The sequence below is a fragment of the Corynebacterium lubricantis DSM 45231 genome (genome assembly GCF_000379425.1).
GTDB lineage: Bacteria > Actinomycetota > Actinomycetes > Mycobacteriales > Mycobacteriaceae > Corynebacterium > Corynebacterium lubricantis.
Window position 1 is genome coordinate 26773 of record NZ_KB902193.1, and the last position, 16776, is coordinate 43548.

The 16776-nt window shown below is 56.6% G+C and carries 19 protein-coding genes; 10 read left to right on the top strand and 9 right to left on the bottom strand.

The window, feature by feature from the left end; all coding sequences use genetic code 11:
- Positions 1-123: 123 nt before the first annotated feature.
- Positions 124-1566 (top strand): MFS transporter, encoded by a 1443-nt coding sequence (locus A37O_RS0106025; protein ID WP_018296602.1) that lies wholly within the window; start codon positions 124-126, stop codon positions 1564-1566.
- A gap of 172 nt (positions 1567-1738) precedes the next feature.
- On the opposite strand, the gene A37O_RS0106030 is transcribed toward A37O_RS0106025, so the two are convergent.
- The 4 genes from A37O_RS0106030 to A37O_RS0106045 are packed head-to-tail and all read right to left on the bottom strand — an operon-like array spanning position 1739 to position 5638.
- Entirely contained in the window at positions 1739-2584 is an 846-nt protein-coding gene (locus A37O_RS0106030) for a sugar phosphate isomerase/epimerase family protein (RefSeq protein WP_018296603.1), read from the bottom strand.
- The gene (locus A37O_RS0106035) at positions 2584-3747 is read right to left on the bottom strand and encodes a Gfo/Idh/MocA family protein (protein ID WP_018296604.1); all 1164 of its coding nucleotides are present in this window, start codon (positions 3745-3747) and stop codon (positions 2584-2586) included. Before A37O_RS0106035 ends, A37O_RS0106030 begins: the two co-directional genes overlap by 1 nt.
- A gap of 24 nt (positions 3748-3771) precedes the next feature.
- Positions 3772-4782 (bottom strand): Gfo/Idh/MocA family protein, encoded by a 1011-nt coding sequence (locus tag A37O_RS0106040; protein ID WP_018296605.1) that lies wholly within the window; start codon positions 4780-4782, stop codon positions 3772-3774.
- Positions 4783-4795: 13 nt separating this feature from the next.
- Complete coding sequence (locus A37O_RS0106045) at positions 4796-5638, bottom strand: sugar phosphate isomerase/epimerase family protein (RefSeq protein WP_018296606.1); 843 nt, start codon at positions 5636-5638, stop codon at positions 4796-4798.
- 258 nt (positions 5639-5896) lie between these two features.
- Here A37O_RS0106045 and bioB point away from each other — a divergent pair, with 258 nt between their 5' ends.
- Together bioB and bsaP are read left to right on the top strand one after the other, a co-directional pair.
- Complete coding sequence (gene bioB / locus A37O_RS0106050; RefSeq protein WP_018296607.1) at positions 5897-6889, top strand: biotin synthase BioB; 993 nt, start codon at positions 5897-5899, stop codon at positions 6887-6889.
- Complete coding sequence (gene bsaP, locus A37O_RS0106055; protein ID WP_018296608.1) at positions 6889-7140, top strand: biotin synthase auxiliary protein BsaP; 252 nt, start codon at positions 6889-6891, stop codon at positions 7138-7140. The genes bioB and bsaP overlap by 1 nt, the downstream gene beginning before the upstream one ends.
- A 6-nt stretch (positions 7141-7146) precedes the next feature.
- On the opposite strand, the gene A37O_RS0106060 is transcribed toward bsaP, so the two are convergent.
- From A37O_RS0106060 to panB, 4 genes are all read right to left on the bottom strand, one after another.
- Positions 7147-7635: a YtxH domain-containing protein gene (locus tag A37O_RS0106060; protein ID WP_018296609.1), complete on the bottom strand. Its 489-nt coding sequence runs from the start codon at positions 7633-7635 to the stop codon at positions 7147-7149.
- Positions 7632-7856 (bottom strand): helix-turn-helix transcriptional regulator, encoded by a 225-nt coding sequence (locus tag A37O_RS0106065; protein ID WP_018296610.1) that lies wholly within the window; start codon positions 7854-7856, stop codon positions 7632-7634. The genes A37O_RS0106060 and A37O_RS0106065 overlap by 4 nt, the downstream gene beginning before the upstream one ends.
- Before the next feature lie 132 nt (positions 7857-7988).
- On the bottom strand, positions 7989-8840 hold the full coding sequence (gene panC / locus A37O_RS0106070) for a pantoate--beta-alanine ligase (RefSeq protein WP_018296611.1): 852 nt from the start codon (positions 8838-8840) through the stop codon (positions 7989-7991).
- Positions 8840-9649, bottom strand: coding sequence for a 3-methyl-2-oxobutanoate hydroxymethyltransferase (panB, locus tag A37O_RS0106075; protein WP_018296612.1), 810 nt, complete (start codon positions 9647-9649; stop codon positions 8840-8842). The genes panC and panB overlap by 1 nt, the downstream gene beginning before the upstream one ends.
- A 224-nt stretch (positions 9650-9873) precedes the next feature.
- Between panB and A37O_RS0106080 the strand changes: the two genes are divergently transcribed.
- The 3 genes from A37O_RS0106080 (at position 9874) to A37O_RS0106090 (ending at position 12549) form a co-directional block, all read left to right on the top strand.
- Positions 9874-11301 (top strand): tyrosine-protein kinase domain-containing protein, encoded by a 1428-nt coding sequence (locus A37O_RS0106080; RefSeq protein ID WP_018296613.1) that lies wholly within the window; start codon positions 9874-9876, stop codon positions 11299-11301.
- Positions 11291-11896: an arsenate reductase/protein-tyrosine-phosphatase family protein gene (locus A37O_RS0106085; protein WP_026196181.1), complete on the top strand. Its 606-nt coding sequence runs from the start codon at positions 11291-11293 to the stop codon at positions 11894-11896. The genes A37O_RS0106080 and A37O_RS0106085 overlap by 11 nt, the downstream gene beginning before the upstream one ends.
- 62 nt (positions 11897-11958) lie before the next feature.
- On the top strand, positions 11959-12549 hold the full coding sequence (locus A37O_RS0106090; protein WP_033377849.1) for a YdcF family protein: 591 nt from the start codon (positions 11959-11961) through the stop codon (positions 12547-12549).
- Positions 12550-12576: 27 nt separating this feature from the next.
- Here the strand turns inward: A37O_RS0106090 and A37O_RS0106095 are convergent, their stop codons facing one another.
- Positions 12577-12813 carry an alpha/beta fold hydrolase gene (locus tag A37O_RS0106095; protein ID WP_083912607.1) on the bottom strand — a complete coding sequence of 79 codons (237 nt, stop codon included), beginning with the start codon at positions 12811-12813 and terminating at the stop codon, positions 12577-12579.
- 434 nt (positions 12814-13247) lie between these two features.
- Here A37O_RS0106095 and A37O_RS0106100 point away from each other — a divergent pair, with 434 nt between their 5' ends.
- From A37O_RS0106100 to A37O_RS0106115, 4 genes are read left to right on the top strand one after another with little or no spacing between them, the layout of a single operon-like run.
- Positions 13248-14573: an aromatic ring-hydroxylating dioxygenase subunit alpha gene (locus A37O_RS0106100; RefSeq protein ID WP_018296617.1), complete on the top strand. Its 1326-nt coding sequence runs from the start codon at positions 13248-13250 to the stop codon at positions 14571-14573.
- A 37-nt stretch (positions 14574-14610) separates the two neighbouring features.
- A complete protein-coding gene (locus A37O_RS0106105) occupies positions 14611-14979 on the top strand; it encodes a non-heme iron oxygenase ferredoxin subunit (protein ID WP_018296618.1) in 369 nt (122 codons plus the stop codon).
- Positions 14976-16190: an NAD(P)/FAD-dependent oxidoreductase gene (locus A37O_RS0106110; protein WP_018296619.1), complete on the top strand. Its 1215-nt coding sequence runs from the start codon at positions 14976-14978 to the stop codon at positions 16188-16190. The genes A37O_RS0106105 and A37O_RS0106110 overlap by 4 nt, the downstream gene beginning before the upstream one ends.
- A gap of 23 nt (positions 16191-16213) precedes the next feature.
- Positions 16214-16774, top strand: a complete 561-nt coding sequence (locus A37O_RS0106115) for an aromatic-ring-hydroxylating dioxygenase subunit beta (RefSeq protein ID WP_018296620.1) — start codon at positions 16214-16216, stop codon at positions 16772-16774.
- The last annotated feature ends 2 nt before the right edge of the window (positions 16775-16776 follow it).

The following is a 16776-nucleotide window of genomic DNA, read 5'->3' on the forward strand; positions in this document are numbered from 1 at the left end:
CCACCCCCGCAGGAAAAGTGACCCAGGCCATAGGGGTCGGAATTGATAACACGTATCACCATTGGTGTGGTTGAATACTTCTCAACTCAATTTGTCCACAAACCCTTCGAATGGGAGACCCCCATGAGCTCGATCCCCACAACAAAAGCGCCCGCCACGGTGGAGCGCAAGACACGGCCTTTCGGCATCCGCGACAAAGTCGGATACATGTTTGGCGACTTTGGCAACGACTTCACCTTCATTCTGCAGTCGACATTCTTCATGATCTTCTACACCAACGTCGTTGGCATTACTGCCGCGCACGTTGGTGTTTTGTTGCTCGTCGCGCGTATCTTCGACGCGTTCACCGACGTGATCATGGGCATCATCGTCGACCGCTTTCCGAACAAGCACGCTGGCTACAAGTTCAAGCGCTGGATCAAGTGGATCGCGATTCCAGTCGCCGTCGCTTCGGCGCTGATGTACATGTCGTTCGTCGCGGACTTCGACTCCTACACGGCCAAGGTCGTGTGGATGACCGCCACCTACTTCCTCTGGGGTTCCATCTGCTACAGCGCCGTCAACATCCCTTACGGCTCGATGGCATCGGTTATTTCCGCTGATCCTGATGAACGTGCGCACCTTTCCGTGTGGCGTTCTACCGGTGGCACCCTTGCGAACATCGTAATCTCTTCCGTTCTTCCTCTTGTTGTTTATGTCACCAACGAAGCGGGCGTCTCGATTCTCTCTGGTGAGCGGATGCAGTGGGCTGCCATCGTCTGTTCGATCCTCGCAGTTGTCTGCTACGCCTTCTGCTACAAGCTTGTTGAAGAGCGCGTCATCGAAGACCCAAATGCTGAAAAGAAGCAGGTCGGTATCGGTAAGATGCTCGCTTCCGTTGTGAGCAACCGAGCACTGCTCGGCCTCATCGTGGCGGCATTGTGCCTGCTCCTGTCGATGATGTTCCTCAGCGGCATGCTCGGCTACCTGTTCCTTGAGTACTACGGTGACGGTCGCCTGCAGTCCCCGGCATCCTTCTTCGGATTGGTTCCTTCTCTTGTCCTGATCGTGCTCTCTCCATGGTTTGCGAAGAAGTTCGGTAAGGCAGAGACGGGTATCGCCGCAATGGTCATCGCTGGCGTGGTACTTATTGCGGCGTACTTCTTGCAGATCTCCAACCCGATCGTGTGGATCGTTTTCTACTCGGTAGCTATGTTCTGTATCGCCATCTTCAACTACCTGATCTGGGCGTTTATCACCGACGTTATCGATCACCAGGAAGTGACCACCGGATCCCGCGACGACGGCACCGTCTACGCCGTGTACTCATGGTCTCGTAAGCTCGGCCAGGCACTCGCCGGCTTCCTCATCGGTGCCTCGCTGACCTGGGTTGGTTTCGATTCCGCTCTCGCCTCCACGGGTGGCGCGCAGTCCCAGGCCGCGCTCGACGGTGTGTACGCGCTGGCTAACCTAGTCCCAGGTATTGGCTGCATCATCGTTGCCCTGGCCCTGTTCTTCCTCTACCCGCTGAAGAAGAAAAAGGTTGAGGAGAACGTTGCAATCCTCGCTGCACGCCGCGGTGAGTAGTTAGTCAGCTTTACGCCCTGCCGGTTGCTGCCGACAGGGCTTAAGCGTGCTCGGGAGCTATCGACCAATATGTGTATTTACCCCCCTCAGCAGGCCCGAAACCCCAAATCGGTTGATAGTAAAACGCAAAAGCCCGGCTTCCACGAAGGAAGCCGGGCTAAAGCGTAAGTACTTACCAGCCGATAGAGGTCAGGTACTCGCGCGAGTCCTTGATGCAATCGAATGGATCACGGCCGTAGGTCATGTCCTGCTCGATGAAGAAGAACTCCGCACCCGCATCCTTGGCGGCAGGCAGCAGCTCAGGCCAGTTCATGTTGCCCTGGCCAACTTCTGCGAACTGCACAATGTTGACGAACTTGTCGTAGCCTTCCTCAATCTTGCCCGCCTCCATCAGCTCCATGGCTTCTGCAGGCAGCTCGGTGACGCGGAAGTCCTTCACGTGGATCAGCTTGCACACGCCCGAGTACTCCTTGAGCATGTCCAGTGGCGCCATGCCGCCGCGCTGGACCCAGTGCAGGTCCACCTCGAAGAAGAGCGAAGGAGCTACACGACGAACAATGTCGAAGATTCGCTCGTCGCCGAACTTGTGCAGGTCAACGTGGTGATTGTGGTAGCACAGGGTGAGGCCCTCGTCGTTTAGCTTGGCTGCGTATGGCTCGACCTCTGCTGCCCATGCCTCCGTGGCTTCCTTGGACACCATGGCGGTAAACGGCATCATGCCGATGCGGAGGAACTTCACGCCGAGGCGCTTGGAGTCGGCGACAATCTTGTCGAAGTTCTCTTCAAGGTTGTCCAACATGGGGTTTCCAGGGCCGAGCGCGACGGAAAGTGCGCCGACCTGGATGCCGAGTTCGCTGATACCGCGCTCGAGGTCAGCGGTGTTCTCTTCGTTCATGGGGATCTGGGAGACCTCAACGCTTGCGATGTTGAGTTCCTTCAGGCGCTCGAGGACGGGGTACATGCCTTGTTCGGCAACCTGGTCCTTGAGCATCATCATTTGTACGCCAATGTCAGCCATTAGTTACGCTCCTCAAACTTTCCTTCAGCCTTGATGCGCTTGTTCAGTTCTTCCAAGTAGGTCTCTTCGTCGAAGTTGACCAAGTCAACTTCCTTACCCAGCCAGGACGAGAGGTGGATGCCGTTGGCCAGGCGCACGCCGTTGATACCGTCGCTGCCCGGTGCGAGAAGTTCTTCCTCGCCAGCGACTGCCGCAGCGAAGTTGCGCAGGACCTCAACGTGCTGCTGGCCCCAGACGGAGTCGTACTCCTTGACCTCGGTGGTCATGTACTTGTCCATGTCCATTTTGCCCGTGAACAGAAGCTTCACGTCTTCCATGCTCATGTCCTTGGACAGGATTTCCTCGTTCTCGACGAGGCGAGTGATGGTGACCTTCTTCGAATCCTCGACGACGATCTTGCCCTTATCCAGGAGGATTTCCAGGCGGTCGGTACCAACCATGTCGTGGGTCGCGGTGATGAAGGTGCCGGTTGCGCCGTTCGGGAAGGAGACCAGTGCGTTAACCTCGTCCTCGACAGCGATGTCGCGCTTGAAGCCGTACTCCGCGCGGGCGAAGACGCGCTCGGGGGTGCCACACATCCACTGCCACAGATCGAGCTGGTGAGGTGCCTGGTTGACCAGGACGCCGCCGCCCTCGCCGCCCCAGGTCGCGCGCCATGCGGACTGGTTGTAATAGCCCTGCGGACGCCACCACGTGGTGATGATCCAGGAGGTGTGGCGCAGTGCACCGAGCTCGCCGGAATCCATGATTGCCTTGATGTCCTTGTACAGCTGGTTGGTGCGCTGGTTGAAGAACACGCCGAACTTCAGTTCAGGCTTGGAGGCGGCGTAGTCGATGAGCTCGTTGGCCTGCTTGGTGTACACACCGACAGGCTTTTCGACGAGCGCGTGGATTCCTTGCTCCAGCGCGTAGATGCCCATTTCTGGGTGCAGGTAGTGAGGCACGGTGGTGACCACTGCGTCGACGTCACCGGAGGTGATCAGTTCCTTGTAGTCGGCGTAGAAAGGCACGCCGTACTCGTCGGCCTTTTCCTTCTTCTCTGGCAGGATGTCGCAGATTGCGCCGATTTCCATGTTGGGAACGCGGCCTTCGTTGAGGAAGTCTGCGTACATGCCGCCTTCGGCACCAAGGCCGATGATGCCGAGTCGTAGTTTGTTACTCAAGGTGTTCTCCTTATATGTGTGTGTTTAGTTATTCGATGCTGAATAGATGCCCTTGGCAATCTTCAGCGAGTTCATTGCTTCGGCAGGCCCGATCCAAAAGGGTTCTGGGTCCCCCAAGTGCTCGTAGAAATCTCGGATGAGCAGCTCGTGGCTGACACCCCAGTAGCTCCTGCCCTCGGTTTCCTGGGTGCGTTCCTCGTAGCGGTCCACGCGCCCGTCCACCCAGGTGACGGTGAGTCCGTCGCGCAATTCGACGAGCGCGGCCTCGCAGTCGAGTTCGAGTTCTACGTCGCGGTGACGGGAATTGGTCAGCGTGCCGTAGAAGCTGGAGTGCACATCTCCCGGGTGTTCGAGATAGGCGTGGGCCGTGTCCTCGACGTCGATGACATCGCCGTACTTGCAGGTGGACACCGCCCCATCAATAGAGCGGGCCGGGCCGAGGAACCACTGCAGGAGATCCAAGGTGTGAATCGCCTGGTTCATGAGCAGGCCACCGCCGGAGCGAACCTGCTGGCCGCGCCACGGTTTCGTCTGGTAATAGCCGGGAGTTCTCGTCCATACCACCGAGGCGTATGCGCCCTTAATCTGGCCGAGTTTGCCGGAATCAATCAGGCGACGCAGCTGTTGGGAGGACACGTTGTAGCGGTTCTGGAAGCACACCGCGATCTTCGGTGCATCCGGGTGCGCGTCCAGGTAATCCACTAGGCGCTGCGCTTGATCGAGCTCGTTGGCCAGCGGTTTTTCCAGGACCACGTTTACACCAGCCTCTAGGGCCTCAAGAGCGAGGTCGATGTGCTGGTCGTGCGGGGTGGTGATGTGCACGACGTCGATGTCTTCGTTTGCCAGCAAGTCCGAAAGGCTGGGGTAAGCCTTCGTGCCGGTCTTGGCTGCGAAGGTTTCTGCAGCTTCTGCGTCCGTGTCGGCGACGGCGACGAACTCGATGCGGAGCTCGTCGTGAAGCGCTTGAAGAGCCTCAGCGTGGACGGTGGCGACGTCGCCGCAGCCAACCAGGGCTGCCTTAATTGTTGAAGTCACGATTGCCTGCCTGTTAGTTGTACTTGGCGCCGATGTTGTCCAAGATGCCGGTCAGCGCCTGCTGCGCGTCGGTCCAGAGGTCGGGGCCACACAGACCTCCGAACTCATCGAAGTCACCGAGGTGAGGCTCGATGGAGAGGAAGCCGTCAAACCCAGTCTCGTTGAGCGTGGCGAGCAGCTCGGGGTATTGGCCGTCGCCCTGACCTGCGGGAGTGATAACACCGAGTGGCTTGTCCGGGGTAGGCACGGTCGCGTCCTTGATGTGGATATAGTCGACGTAATCGCTGACAATGGGCCAGGCCTCGTCGAAGGGTTTGAAGCCGGTCTGGACGTAGTTCGCGGCGTCGTAAATCGCGCGGTAATTCGGTGAATTGACGGTAGTAATAAGGTCCTTCACGCGCTCAGGCGAGTCGCCGTAAATGCCCTTCTCGTTTTCATGGAGCAAGGTGATGCCACCGGCCTCAGCGACCTCGACCATGGCGCGGGTGCGCGCGATCACCTCGTCGCGGAAGTCTGCAGGATCGGCGCCTTCGGGAATGAAGAAGGAGAACATACGGATGTATTGGGTGCCGAAAAACTGGGCCACCTCGACGCCGTGCTTGGCCCGCTCGAGGTGGGCATCGAATGGATCGGTGATCTGAATCTTTCCCAAGTCGGATCCGACGGAGGAGAGCGAAATGCCCGCTTGGTCCAGCTTTTCCTTCGCAGTTTCAAGCTGCTCCTGCGACAGATCCAGGACCTTTGTGTCCCAGGCGCTACGGAATTCTACGTGGGAGATGTTGAGTTTATTAAGGAGGGTGATTTGCTCGTCGAGATCGTGTGCGATCTCGTCGGCGAAACCTGTGATCGTGAACATATTTACCCCGTTCTAGTGAGATATACGCAATTTAGTTCAGTCTACAGAAGGGGATAGACATTAGGTGTGATCTTTAAGGGATTCTCGGCAACTTCGCTACATATTTGTTTCGCAGCGCGTGAAGCCAATTTGGTGAAATGTGATAACCATGCAGTTCACCACTGGAATTGAACACCGTTTTGAACGCTGTTCAAGTTTGGTTTAGTGTATCTAACAATTGCTCATTCTTGATAAAACCTGACTGAAGGGACGCAACCCATGTCTATCCTCGATACCGCCCGTACCCAAGTGCTGGAGCAGGGCATTCCGCTCACCGAGGAGCAAATCCTTGACGTCCTCCGCCTGCCTGAAGATGAGATCTCCGGGCTGATGGAACTCGCACACGAAGTGCGCCTGAAGTATTGCGGGGAAGAAGTCGAGGTTGAGGGCATCATCTCGCTGAAAACCGGCGGTTGTCCTGAGGATTGCCACTTCTGCTCCCAGTCGGGCCTGTTTGAATCCCCGGTGCGTTCGGTCTGGCTCGATATTGCGCAGCTCGTTGAGGCGGCGAAGCAAACCGCGAAGACGGGAGCCACCGAGTTTTGTATCGTTGCCGCGGTCAAGGGGCCCGACGACAAGTTGATGGCGCAGATGGAAGAAGCCGTCGCAGCGATCCATGCGGAGGTAGACATCGAGGTCGCGGCCTCCATTGGCACGCTGACTCCGGCGCAAGTAGATCGGCTCAAGGCAGCCGGCGTGCACCGTTATAACCACAACCTGGAAACGGCGCGTTCCTTCTTCCCGCAGGTTGTCACCACCCACACCTGGGAGGAGCGCCGCGAGACCCTGCGCCTCGTAGCCGAGGCCGGCCTCGAAGTATGCTCCGGCGGCATTCTGGGCATGGGCGAAACCCTGGAGCAGCGCGCCGAATTCGCGGCGCAACTCGCGGAGCTGAACCCCCACGAGGTGCCCATGAACTTCCTCGATCCGCGCCCGGGCACGCCATTTGCCGACCACGAGGTGATGGACAGCCGCGATGCGCTACGCGCGATCGGCGCATTCCGCTTGGCCATGCCACGCACGATGTTGCGCTTTGCCGGTGGTCGCGAGCTCACGCTTGGCGACGAGGGCGCTGAAACCGGACTGCTCGGCGGGATGAATGCCCTGATCGCTGGAAACTACCTGACTACCTTGGGTCGTCCCATGGAACAAGACTTGGACATGATGGACCGGCTCAACCTGCCGATCAAAGTGCTGAACAAGTTCGTCTAATGCGCACGATTATGGATGAAACTCTCCTCAGTGCGATTCTTGTCGGTGACGAGCCCGCGTTCCACCCCAATACGGGAAAGCCATTCGGCGCAGAACAGGTGCTCTCGCCCTCGGCGCGCGCCGGGCTGGAGGCCCCGCGCTTTTGCCAAATCTGCGGGCGGCGCATGAAAGTCCAGGTCCGCCCCGATGGCTGGTCCGCGCAGTGTTCGCGGCATGGGGCGGTGGACTCGGCAGTGCTGGGTCCGGCTTAGTCTTCCTTAGTCCTCGAGATCAGATTCCAGGCGTTCCACGTCTGACTTATGGCGTGACTTAAATATGCGCGGAATCAGGAGCAGGGCAGTACCTGCGCCGATGATGGCGCCCACAACGACGCCACCGGGTCCGGCCCAGGACTGGTCCGTGGTGAAGAAGGAATTGTAGGCCATGCCGGCGAGCATGATCACTCCGGGGATCACGCCAAGCAGCATGTATTTCGTAGGCGAGGTCTGCTTTGGGCGTGGGGCATAGTTGCTCATCCAGGATTGCGAGGCAATCTGGACAATCAACACAGTGAAGATGGGAAGCGCGCTCCACAGCGAATAAGTCGATGGCAAAACCCATGCCAGGATCGCGCCGCTGATGATGGCGGCCAGCGGCATCATCCACATGGCCACGGTGTCCGCTTTATATGTCATGGTTGCCTGGTATTCGTCGTCCGAGGTGCGCTCGGTCCAGTCGACGACCCAGTCTCCGAATTGCTTGATCATTGTTCTTGCTCCTCTTGGCGTACGCCGAAAACTTCTTCGACGGTCTTTCCGAGTTCGTGGCAAATATTGAGGGCTAAGTGGACAGAAGGGGAGTAGTTGCCTTTTTCGATGTTGGCGATGGTCTGCCGAGAAACCCCCGCGCGATCCGCGAGTTCTTGCTGAGACAACTCATTCCAACGACGCCACTTCCGCACCATGTTCGTGTATGTGGATTCCGTCATCCGGGCGTCCTTTCAGTCAACTTCCTTACTCTTATAGTAAAAGGTCATAATTAGAATGTAAAGAAAACTTTACAAAAATGGGCGAAGGAAAAGCCGCCGAGCATCGTGCTCGGCGGCTCCCTAGAGAAGGTGCTATCCCAAAAGCTCAATATTGTCGATCAAGCGCACCGGTCCGACATAAATCGCGCCGACCACCAGCGCGGGCCGATCCAACACACTGTCAACGACAAGCGGCTCCAAGGAGGCGGGATCCACGATTTCTAAGTGGTCCAGGCGCACACCCTCGCTCGCTCCCAGCTGCGCACGCACACCTGCAAGGTCCAATGGTTCGCCCGATTGGGCGCGCTCTTCCAAGGTAAAAAGCGCCCGCGACAGCGCCAGCGCCTGGCCACGTTCAACCTCGGACAGCCGTTGATTTCTACTCGACTCCGCCAGCCCATCGACCCCGCGAATGATCGGAACCGGCCGAATCTCCACGGGAAAATCCAGATCAGCGACCATGCGCCGGATTACAGCGAGCTGCTGCGCATCCTTCTGTCCGAAATACGCGCGATCAGGGCGCGCAAGATGAAAAAGCTTCGCGACGACCGTTGCCACACCATCGAAATGACCGGGACGACTTGCCCCTTCCAACCGCTCGCCCATCTCGCCCGTGCGCACCCACACCAGCGGGAGATTGTGCGCGCCGGGATACATCTCATCCACCGACGGCGCGAAGACAACGTCCACGCCGGCCTTATTTAATAGGTCGCAGTCGGCTTCAAGCTGACGTGGGTAATTGCGGTAATCATCGCAATCGCCCAGCGCCTCGAACTGCAGAGGGTTGACGAAGATACTCGCAACCACTGTCTCGTTCTCGGCCCGCGCGGCGGCGACAAGTGAGGCATGACCGCTGTGCAGCGCACCCATCGTGGGCACGAGGCCTATCGACGATCGCCCCTGCAGAGCCTGGGCAAGGTCAGCCTTAGTGGTAACAACCTGCATTAGAAGGACTCAGCTTCGCCCGGGAATGTGCCACTGGATACCTCGTCAGCGTAGCTGCGCGCGGCCTCCAGGAGGGTGTCGCCGATCGAGGCATATTCGCGCACGAAGCGTGGTTTGCGGCCCCGGTTGAGTCCCATGGCATCCTGCCAGACCAACACCTGGCCGTCAGTGCCGTTTCCGGCGCCGATACCGATGGTCACGATGTCGAGCTTTTTAGTCACTTCGGTGGCAACATCAGCAGGCACCATCTCAAGAACTACCGCGAAAGCGCCGGCCTCCTGGACGGCGAGGGCGTCGTCGATAAGCTGCTTCGCGCTATCGCCGCGACCTTGCACGACCGCACCGCCGAGCTGATGCTCCGCCTGTGGGGTGAAGCCGATGTGAGCGCAGACCGGGATGCCGGCGTCTACTATGCGACGAATTGTCGGCGCGATCCCCACGCCGCCCTCGATCTTGACGGCGGAGGCGTCAGTTTCCTTCATCACTCGGGAGGCGGATAGAACTGCCTGCTTTTCCGAGGCCTCGTAGGAGCCGAAGGGGAGGTCGACGACGACAAGCGCGCGCTTCGCGGCAATGGTGACGGCTTTGGCAAGCGTGATCATCTCGTCGAGAGTGATGGAAAGGGTGCTCTTCTGGCCGAGCACGACGTTCGCTGCGGAGTCACCGACGAGGAGCATGTCGATGCCAGCCTCGTCGAAGATGCCAGCCGTGAGCGTATCGTAGCTGGTCAGGGCTGAAATCTTCGTGCCGTTGGCTTTGGCTTCGTAGAAATGGCGAGTGCGAACTCTTTTTGCATCTATTCCGGACATGCGGATTAGTATAGGTGGCACGCGCTGCTCATATGAATAAAATTCAGACTTACCTCGAGACGGTTTAATGCGAAACACTTATGATTGCACAAGCGATTTAAAGTCAATGAAGTGGTGCGCCCGATAAACTTAGCGGGACTGGAAGAGCAATTACACAGGTAAAACTGTTGTGTTGTTGCTAATCTTTTCTTGTTAAAGAACCGACGAGAAAGGCATTCAGTGCAATGGAGTTACGTGATTACGCTGTAATCTTGCGAAAGAATTGGGTGTTGGTATTAATTTCCTCAATTCTTGGCCTTGCACTGGGGGCCGGAATCACGTTCTTAATGACTCCAAAGTATGAAGCGCATACGCAGATTTTCGTGTCGACCCGCGCGGGCGATGGATCGACCGGCGATCTTGCTCAGGGTGCCGATTATTCACGTCAAGTGGTCAATAGTTACGTCACCGTTTTGACGACAAGCGTGGTGCTCATCCCCGTCATTGAAAAGCTCCAGCTAGATACCACAAGCGAGGAACTAGCCAAGGATGTCAAGGTGAGTTCACCCGCGGACTCCACCCTGATTGACATTCGCGTGCAGGATCCTTCCGCGGAACAATCAGCAGTGATCGCCTTTGAAATCGGGGAGCGCTTCAAGGAGGTCGTACGCACCGAACTGGCCCCAGAGACTCGCGACGGAACAAGCCCGGTCACGCTCACTTCGACGCAACGCGCCCTCGTTCCAGAAGATCCCATCAGTCCAGTGCCGGTGCTCAACCTATTACTCGGCCTGCTGGCAGGTTTCGTCGTGGGATATACCATTGCGGTAATCCGCAAGGCTATGGACAACCGAGTTCACTCGGTGAAGGAAATCGAGGAGATTACCAATATTCCAGTCATCGGTGGAATCTATAAAGATCAGAGCATTGAAGAAGATGCCCTAGTTGTCAGCACCAATCCGCAAAGTTCCAGCTCTGAGTCTTACCGCACCCTGCGCACTAACTTGCAGTTCCTCAACGTGGATTCGGAAAATTCGGTCTTCGTGGTTTCCTCCGCTAATGCGGGCGAGGGCAAAAGCACGACCTCGCTTAACTTGGCGCTCACCCTCGCGCAATCTGGTGCGAAAGTGGTCGTTGTAGAAGGCGATCTGCGTCGCCCTGTTTTTGCAGAGTATTTGGGTATCGAGGGCGGTGCCGGCCTGACCGACGTGCTGATCGACAGAGCAGATCTTGTGGATGTTCTGCAGCGTTGGGGCGATAACGAGTTCTATGTGCTTCCTGCGGGCCGCAGGCCTCCGAACCCGAGCGAACTTTTGGGCTCGGAGAAAATGGAGGAAGTCACCAAGGCGCTTGCCGGGACCTTCGATTATGTCATCATCGATGCTCCGCCGATGCTGGCAGTGGCGGACGCGGCGGTCATCTCAAAGGAAGCTGCCGGCATGTTGCTGGTGGTGCGCATTGATAAGACCACGAAGCAGGAGCTCGACGATGTCCTCCAGGGTCTGGAGACAACCGGTAATAAGGTGCTTGGCGTCATTGCCAATATGCTGCCAGCGAAGGGAACCGACTGGTATCGCTACGGTTCGGGTGTCTATGGCGTGGAGAGTAAAACCCCGTCCCGTCATTCCAGCTCGAATCGACCGAAGAAATTGACCACCGGTCATGAACAGTAGTTTCACAATTCTCACGGTATGTACCGGAAATGTGTGCCGATCTCCTCTGGCCCAACAGCTTTTGGCCGCTCTTTTGGCAGATGAACCAGGCATTGAAGTAGCGTCTGCAGGTACGCATGCGCTCATCGGTGCTCCGATGGATCGGGATTCCCAACAGCAGGCTTACGTGCTCGGAGTGGAGGATTCGAGCGGACATCGGGCTCGACAACTCAATGAGCAGATTCTTGAGTCCGCCGACCTGATTCTTGCATTAACTCGTGAACACCGAAAAGAAATTGTGCAGCTGAGTCCTCGGGTGACTCGCAAGACCTACACTTTGATCGAGCTCGCCCGCTTAGAAGAGGTTACTAACGACGAATGGCTTGCCTCTGAGCTTGACTCAGCTGCTTACACCGAGGATTCGATGGATAGGCTGCGTGCAGGGGTGAAGATCCTCGGGGCAAACCGGAGTGTCCTGACTCCGCTCGCCGACCCGAACGATGAAGACGTGATTGACCCTTACCGGGAGAGCGTTGAGGTACACGAAACCTCCGCCGATCAAATTGCACTCGCGGTTGAATCCGTTGTGCGATTAATTCGCCGCATGATGGCGTAGCTCAATATTAAGGCCAAACTTTCGGGATGCCCCCGGTTCACTAGACGCGTAAAGTATTGCCCATGAGCAAGGTGCGGGGCCCGATCGCGCGTCGGAATCGACGTGTGCGAAAGCGACTCTTGGTCTTGCTGTCTATCTTCGTCGTTTTCTTGATCGTTGCCGCTGGGCTGCTCACTTCGTGGTTTGTGAATCCTCCACAGAAACAGCCCGCAGCCAGTGATGCTGTGGTGGTGATCGCCGGTATCGCCGATGGCAGGCACGCAATGGGAGCTAGCCTGGTCCAAGACGGAATTGCCCCGAACTTCGTTGTTTCGAACCCCTTAGGCACGGAGGAACCCGTCGGCTCATCCTATTGCCGAGGCGATAACCGGCCGTCGGCCGCCGAGCACACTTTTTGCATGGACCCCCAACCCGTCACCACAACGGGTGAGGCGATGACGATGGGGGCGTTGGCAAAGGAAGAAGGGTGGTCGTCGGCAACGCTTGTGACCAGTCGGGTACACGCCCGCCGCGTCGCCGCCAACTTTGAAAAATGCACGGATCTGGATGTGAACGTGATGTACACAAACAACCTCGGCGAATCCAACATCGTTTACGAGATTGCTCACGAAACTGGCGGGATGATCAAACTGTTGCTCTCTAATCCGTGCTGAGAGGCTTGGCGACGAACGGCCCGGCTCCTAGCTTTCCCGTGTCAGGAACCAGCGGGTCAGGGAAGCAAAGAGCTGTGGCTGCTCGATTTGCGTCCAGTGGCCAGCGTGCGGGATGACATGCAGCTCGGCGTTCGGAAGGTGAGTGGACATGTAATAACTCGCTTCCACCGGAATGATCTCATCCTCTCGACCGTGAATGACCAGAGCGTTGTGAGTGATCTCGCCAAGTTCCTCAGGAGAGTAGTTCACTGGTGAGTGGTCTATATGGTCGGAATTTGCGAAGCCGAGTTCGTCTGGGGCGCCTCAATAATAGTTGCTGTTGAGCTGTGGCATCGATGCGGAGTATTTGGACGTAGTGCCGACACCTGAGACGGAAACGTAGGGGAAGGTGGAAGTCGGTGCTGTGGGGTCGCCAGTTGATGCCGCATTCTGAAAATAACCAGCGTGCTTGCTCGACCGGGATGTCAAAGTTATGAATCCAAGGGGGAAAGTTAAAAGTATCGAGAAGTTTTGGTTATTATTTAATGCTAATAAGGGCTAGACATTTATTGGTCAGGCCAAATACGTTCCGTACCTTGGAACACTAAAGGCTTTCATCTCCAGAAGTTGATTTAATCTAAGTCACATTCCCATCCTTGATGGTTCGATACCACAAGAGGGGGGACGTGAACGAATGAACGTCAACGACGGAGGAAAATGTGAGTACCGCAAGCCCTGAGCTCCCAATCGACGGCCTTGATCGCCCAGAAGGACTTGATTCGAATCTTGACGTCAGTGGCATGATAGACACTGACGGCGGGCGAGTGGATCGCCGAGTATTCGTGGATGAGAAGATCTATAAGCAGGAGATGCGACGCATTTTTGCACGCAGCTGGCTGTTTATCGCGCATGAATCTCAATTCGAAAAGCCTGGCGACTTCTTCCAAACCTATATGGGAGAAGACCCAGTAATCGCGACCATGAACAAACAAGAAGAGATCCGCATTCTTCTCAACAATTGCCGCCACCGCGGAGCACGCGTTTGTAGGGCAGATCTTGGCCGCACCAAGAACTTCACCTGTACCTACCACGGCTGGTCCTATGACTTGGATGGAAAGCTGATCAACCTTCCTGGCAAGGAGCAGTACAATGAGGACTTCAAACGAGAAGAATGGGGCTTAATTTCTGTCCCCCGCGTCGAATCATACAAGGGCTTAATTTTCGCAAACTGGGATGAGAACGCTGAGCCTCTCGAGGACAACCTTGGCGATATGAAATGGTACATCGATGCCTTTCTAGATCGTGATGATGAAGGCAGCTACGTTGTCGGGGGCGTAACCAAGTGGGTTCTCGAGGGTAATTGGAAGCTCGCAGCTGAGCAGTTCGCAACGGACTGGTACCACGTGAACATGTCGCATGCTTCCGCACTGATGGTGATGTCTCCGACGGGCAAGGGGCCAAAGAAGGAAATCGCCGAGCGCACGGGCAAGCAGTTCTCGTCCGAAAAGGGACATGGTGCGGGTTTCCCAGTGCACCCGAAGAATCGTTTCGACGCGCAGCCTGTTCACGAATATTACGACTACGACTTCCTACGTGAGCGCTTGTCCGAAGAACAGGTCACCGGCCCATTGACGAACGGCCACGCAACGGTCTTCCCGAACTTCTCCTACCTGCCAGTGAACGGCTCCATCCGAATCTGGCATCCGAAGGGTCCGAACAAGATGGAAGTGTGGGCATGGACCATCCTTGATCGCGCCATGCCAGAAGACGTTGCCCGCGCGCAACGACTCTACAATCTCCGCACTTTCGGACCTTCCGGCATTTTTGAGCAGGACGATGGTGAGAACTGGTCGGAGGTTCAAGCGAATGCTGGTGCTTTTATGGTGTCCAACACTCCGCTGAACTACCAAATGGGGCTAGATACTGAAGGGGAAACTGAAGGTTACCCAGGTATGACCTCAGAACTGTACTCCGACGCAGCAGGGCGAAACTTCTACCGCCGCTGGGCCGAGCTGATGTCGTCTCCCGCGTGGCACGAGAAGTAGTTACTGGATTTTCACCTAAAGCAGAAAGGCAACCCCCATGACCAGTTCTACCGAAGCTTCTCAGCCCATCCACGTCGCAGATCTCGATGACATCGAGCAAGAAGAGGCGATAGTCGTCGACACCGACGTGACGGGATACCGCGAGCCAATTGCAATTTTCCGCACCGAAGACGACGAGGTATATGCGCTCAACGATACCTGCACCCACGAAACTGCTTCACTTGCCGATGGTTGGATCGAAGGCACCTTGGTTGAGTGCCCAATTCACTCTTCAAGCTTCTGCCTGAAAACCGGCGCAGTACAGTGCATGCCCGCTACCGAAAACGCACCGACCCACAAGGTTGAGCTGCGTGACGACGAAGTGTGGCTGTACCCAGGAACCTCGGCTGAAGGAGCAGCTCAATGAGTTCGTCCACCTCAATCGTTGGTGGTGGGATCGGTGGATTTACGCTAGCCCAAGAGTTGCGCAAGGCGGGCTACACCGACTCCATCGCAATAATCGACGAGCACGGATTCCCCTACGACCGGCCTCCACTGTCGAAAGAAGTGCTCAATGGCACCAAGACCGCCGAAGAGATACGCTTCGTTCCTGATTCCTGGTACGAGGACAACAACGTCGAGGTCATCCAAGCGAAGGTCGAGCGTGTCAACACCGACACCAACACGTTGGTGCTTGGAGATGGTTCCGAACGACCTTATGACAAGCTAGTTCTGGCAACTGGTGGTCATGCGCGTCGGATCAATGGCCCTGGCTTTTTCCACGATTCCGTCATCGTTCTGCGCACCCTCGAGGACGCCCAGAAGCTTTCCAAAGCGCTGGTCCCCGACGCGCGCGTCGGAATCGTCGGCGCTGGCCTCATCGGCGCTGAGGTTGCCTCTGCTGCTCGAGATCGTGGCGCAAAAGTCATCCTCGTCGATCCAGCACCAGTTTCTCTTGTCCCAGCCGTCGGCATTGAAATCGCCGAGCGACTGCATGCACTGCACGAGACCAATGGCGTCGAGTTCGTAAACGGGATGATCACCGCAATCAACCATCACGACGATGGCCGTCATACTCTCGAGGTTGACGGCCAGGGCTCCATCGACGTCGATCACGTCCTGCTCTGCATCGGTTTAGTTCCCGATGAGTCGCTCGCAGATTCCGCTGAGCTGGATGTTGATGGTGGAGTCCTCGTTGATCGTGAGCAGCGCACCAGTGCAAAGAACATTTGGGCGATTGGCGATTGCTCCCGCGTTCGCAACGCAGATGGCTCCCTTGAGCGACGTCATGAGCACTGGGACGCAGCAGTACAAGATGCTACTCGTGCAGCTGCCTCAATCGCAGGCACCGAACCACCGCAGGAAAGCGCCGATTGGTTCTGGTCCGATCGGTACGGCATCCATGTTGAGGGCGCTGGCTCAATGGTTGCCGAAGGCACCACGGTCGTTCGCCGGAATGCGGACGGCGAACCGGAGGTTGCGTTCCGCGTGACCCCTGAAAGAAAGCTTGCCGGAGCGGCAGTATTCGATGACTCTAAGGCCATCCGCGCAGCTCGACGCATTATCGATCGAAATATCAGTGTCGACCCAGCCCAACTTGTAGACCCTGCAGTCTCTCTAAAGAAACTGACCCGCTGATCCAAATTTGAAACGAGCTATTCATGACTGACTACTTGCGACGCGAAGACATCACTCTCGGTGAACGCGTAAACGCAGATCTATACTACAAGCTGCAAAATTTTTACTATGACGAGGCTTATCTCCTCGACGAGAGCCGTTACGTCGACTGGCTAGAATGCTTCGACGAAGATCTGTCCTATTGGGCACCAACTCGAACAAATCGTCTGCGTAGACAGCAGGCGCTGTCGATTTCAGAACGAGACGGCCTATCTTTCTACGACGAGACCTACGACTCACTGGCTTGGCGCATCCGGCGCTTCGATTCTGGTATGGCCTGGGCAGAGGATCCGCCATCGCGAACCCGACACCTAATTACGAATATCGCAGCATTTCACGGTAAGGATCCAGACGATAACCAAGTTATCGAGGTTCGTTCAAACTTCCTCGTGTGGCGCACCCGCCTCGAGCGAGAGCAAGACACATTCGTAGGTACCCGCACTGACTTGTTGCGTGTGAACGAAGATTCTTTCAAAGTCTTCGATCGCCGTATCCTTCTGGACTTTAATGTTCTGCCTTCTAAGAACATTTCCACCTTCTTTTAGGA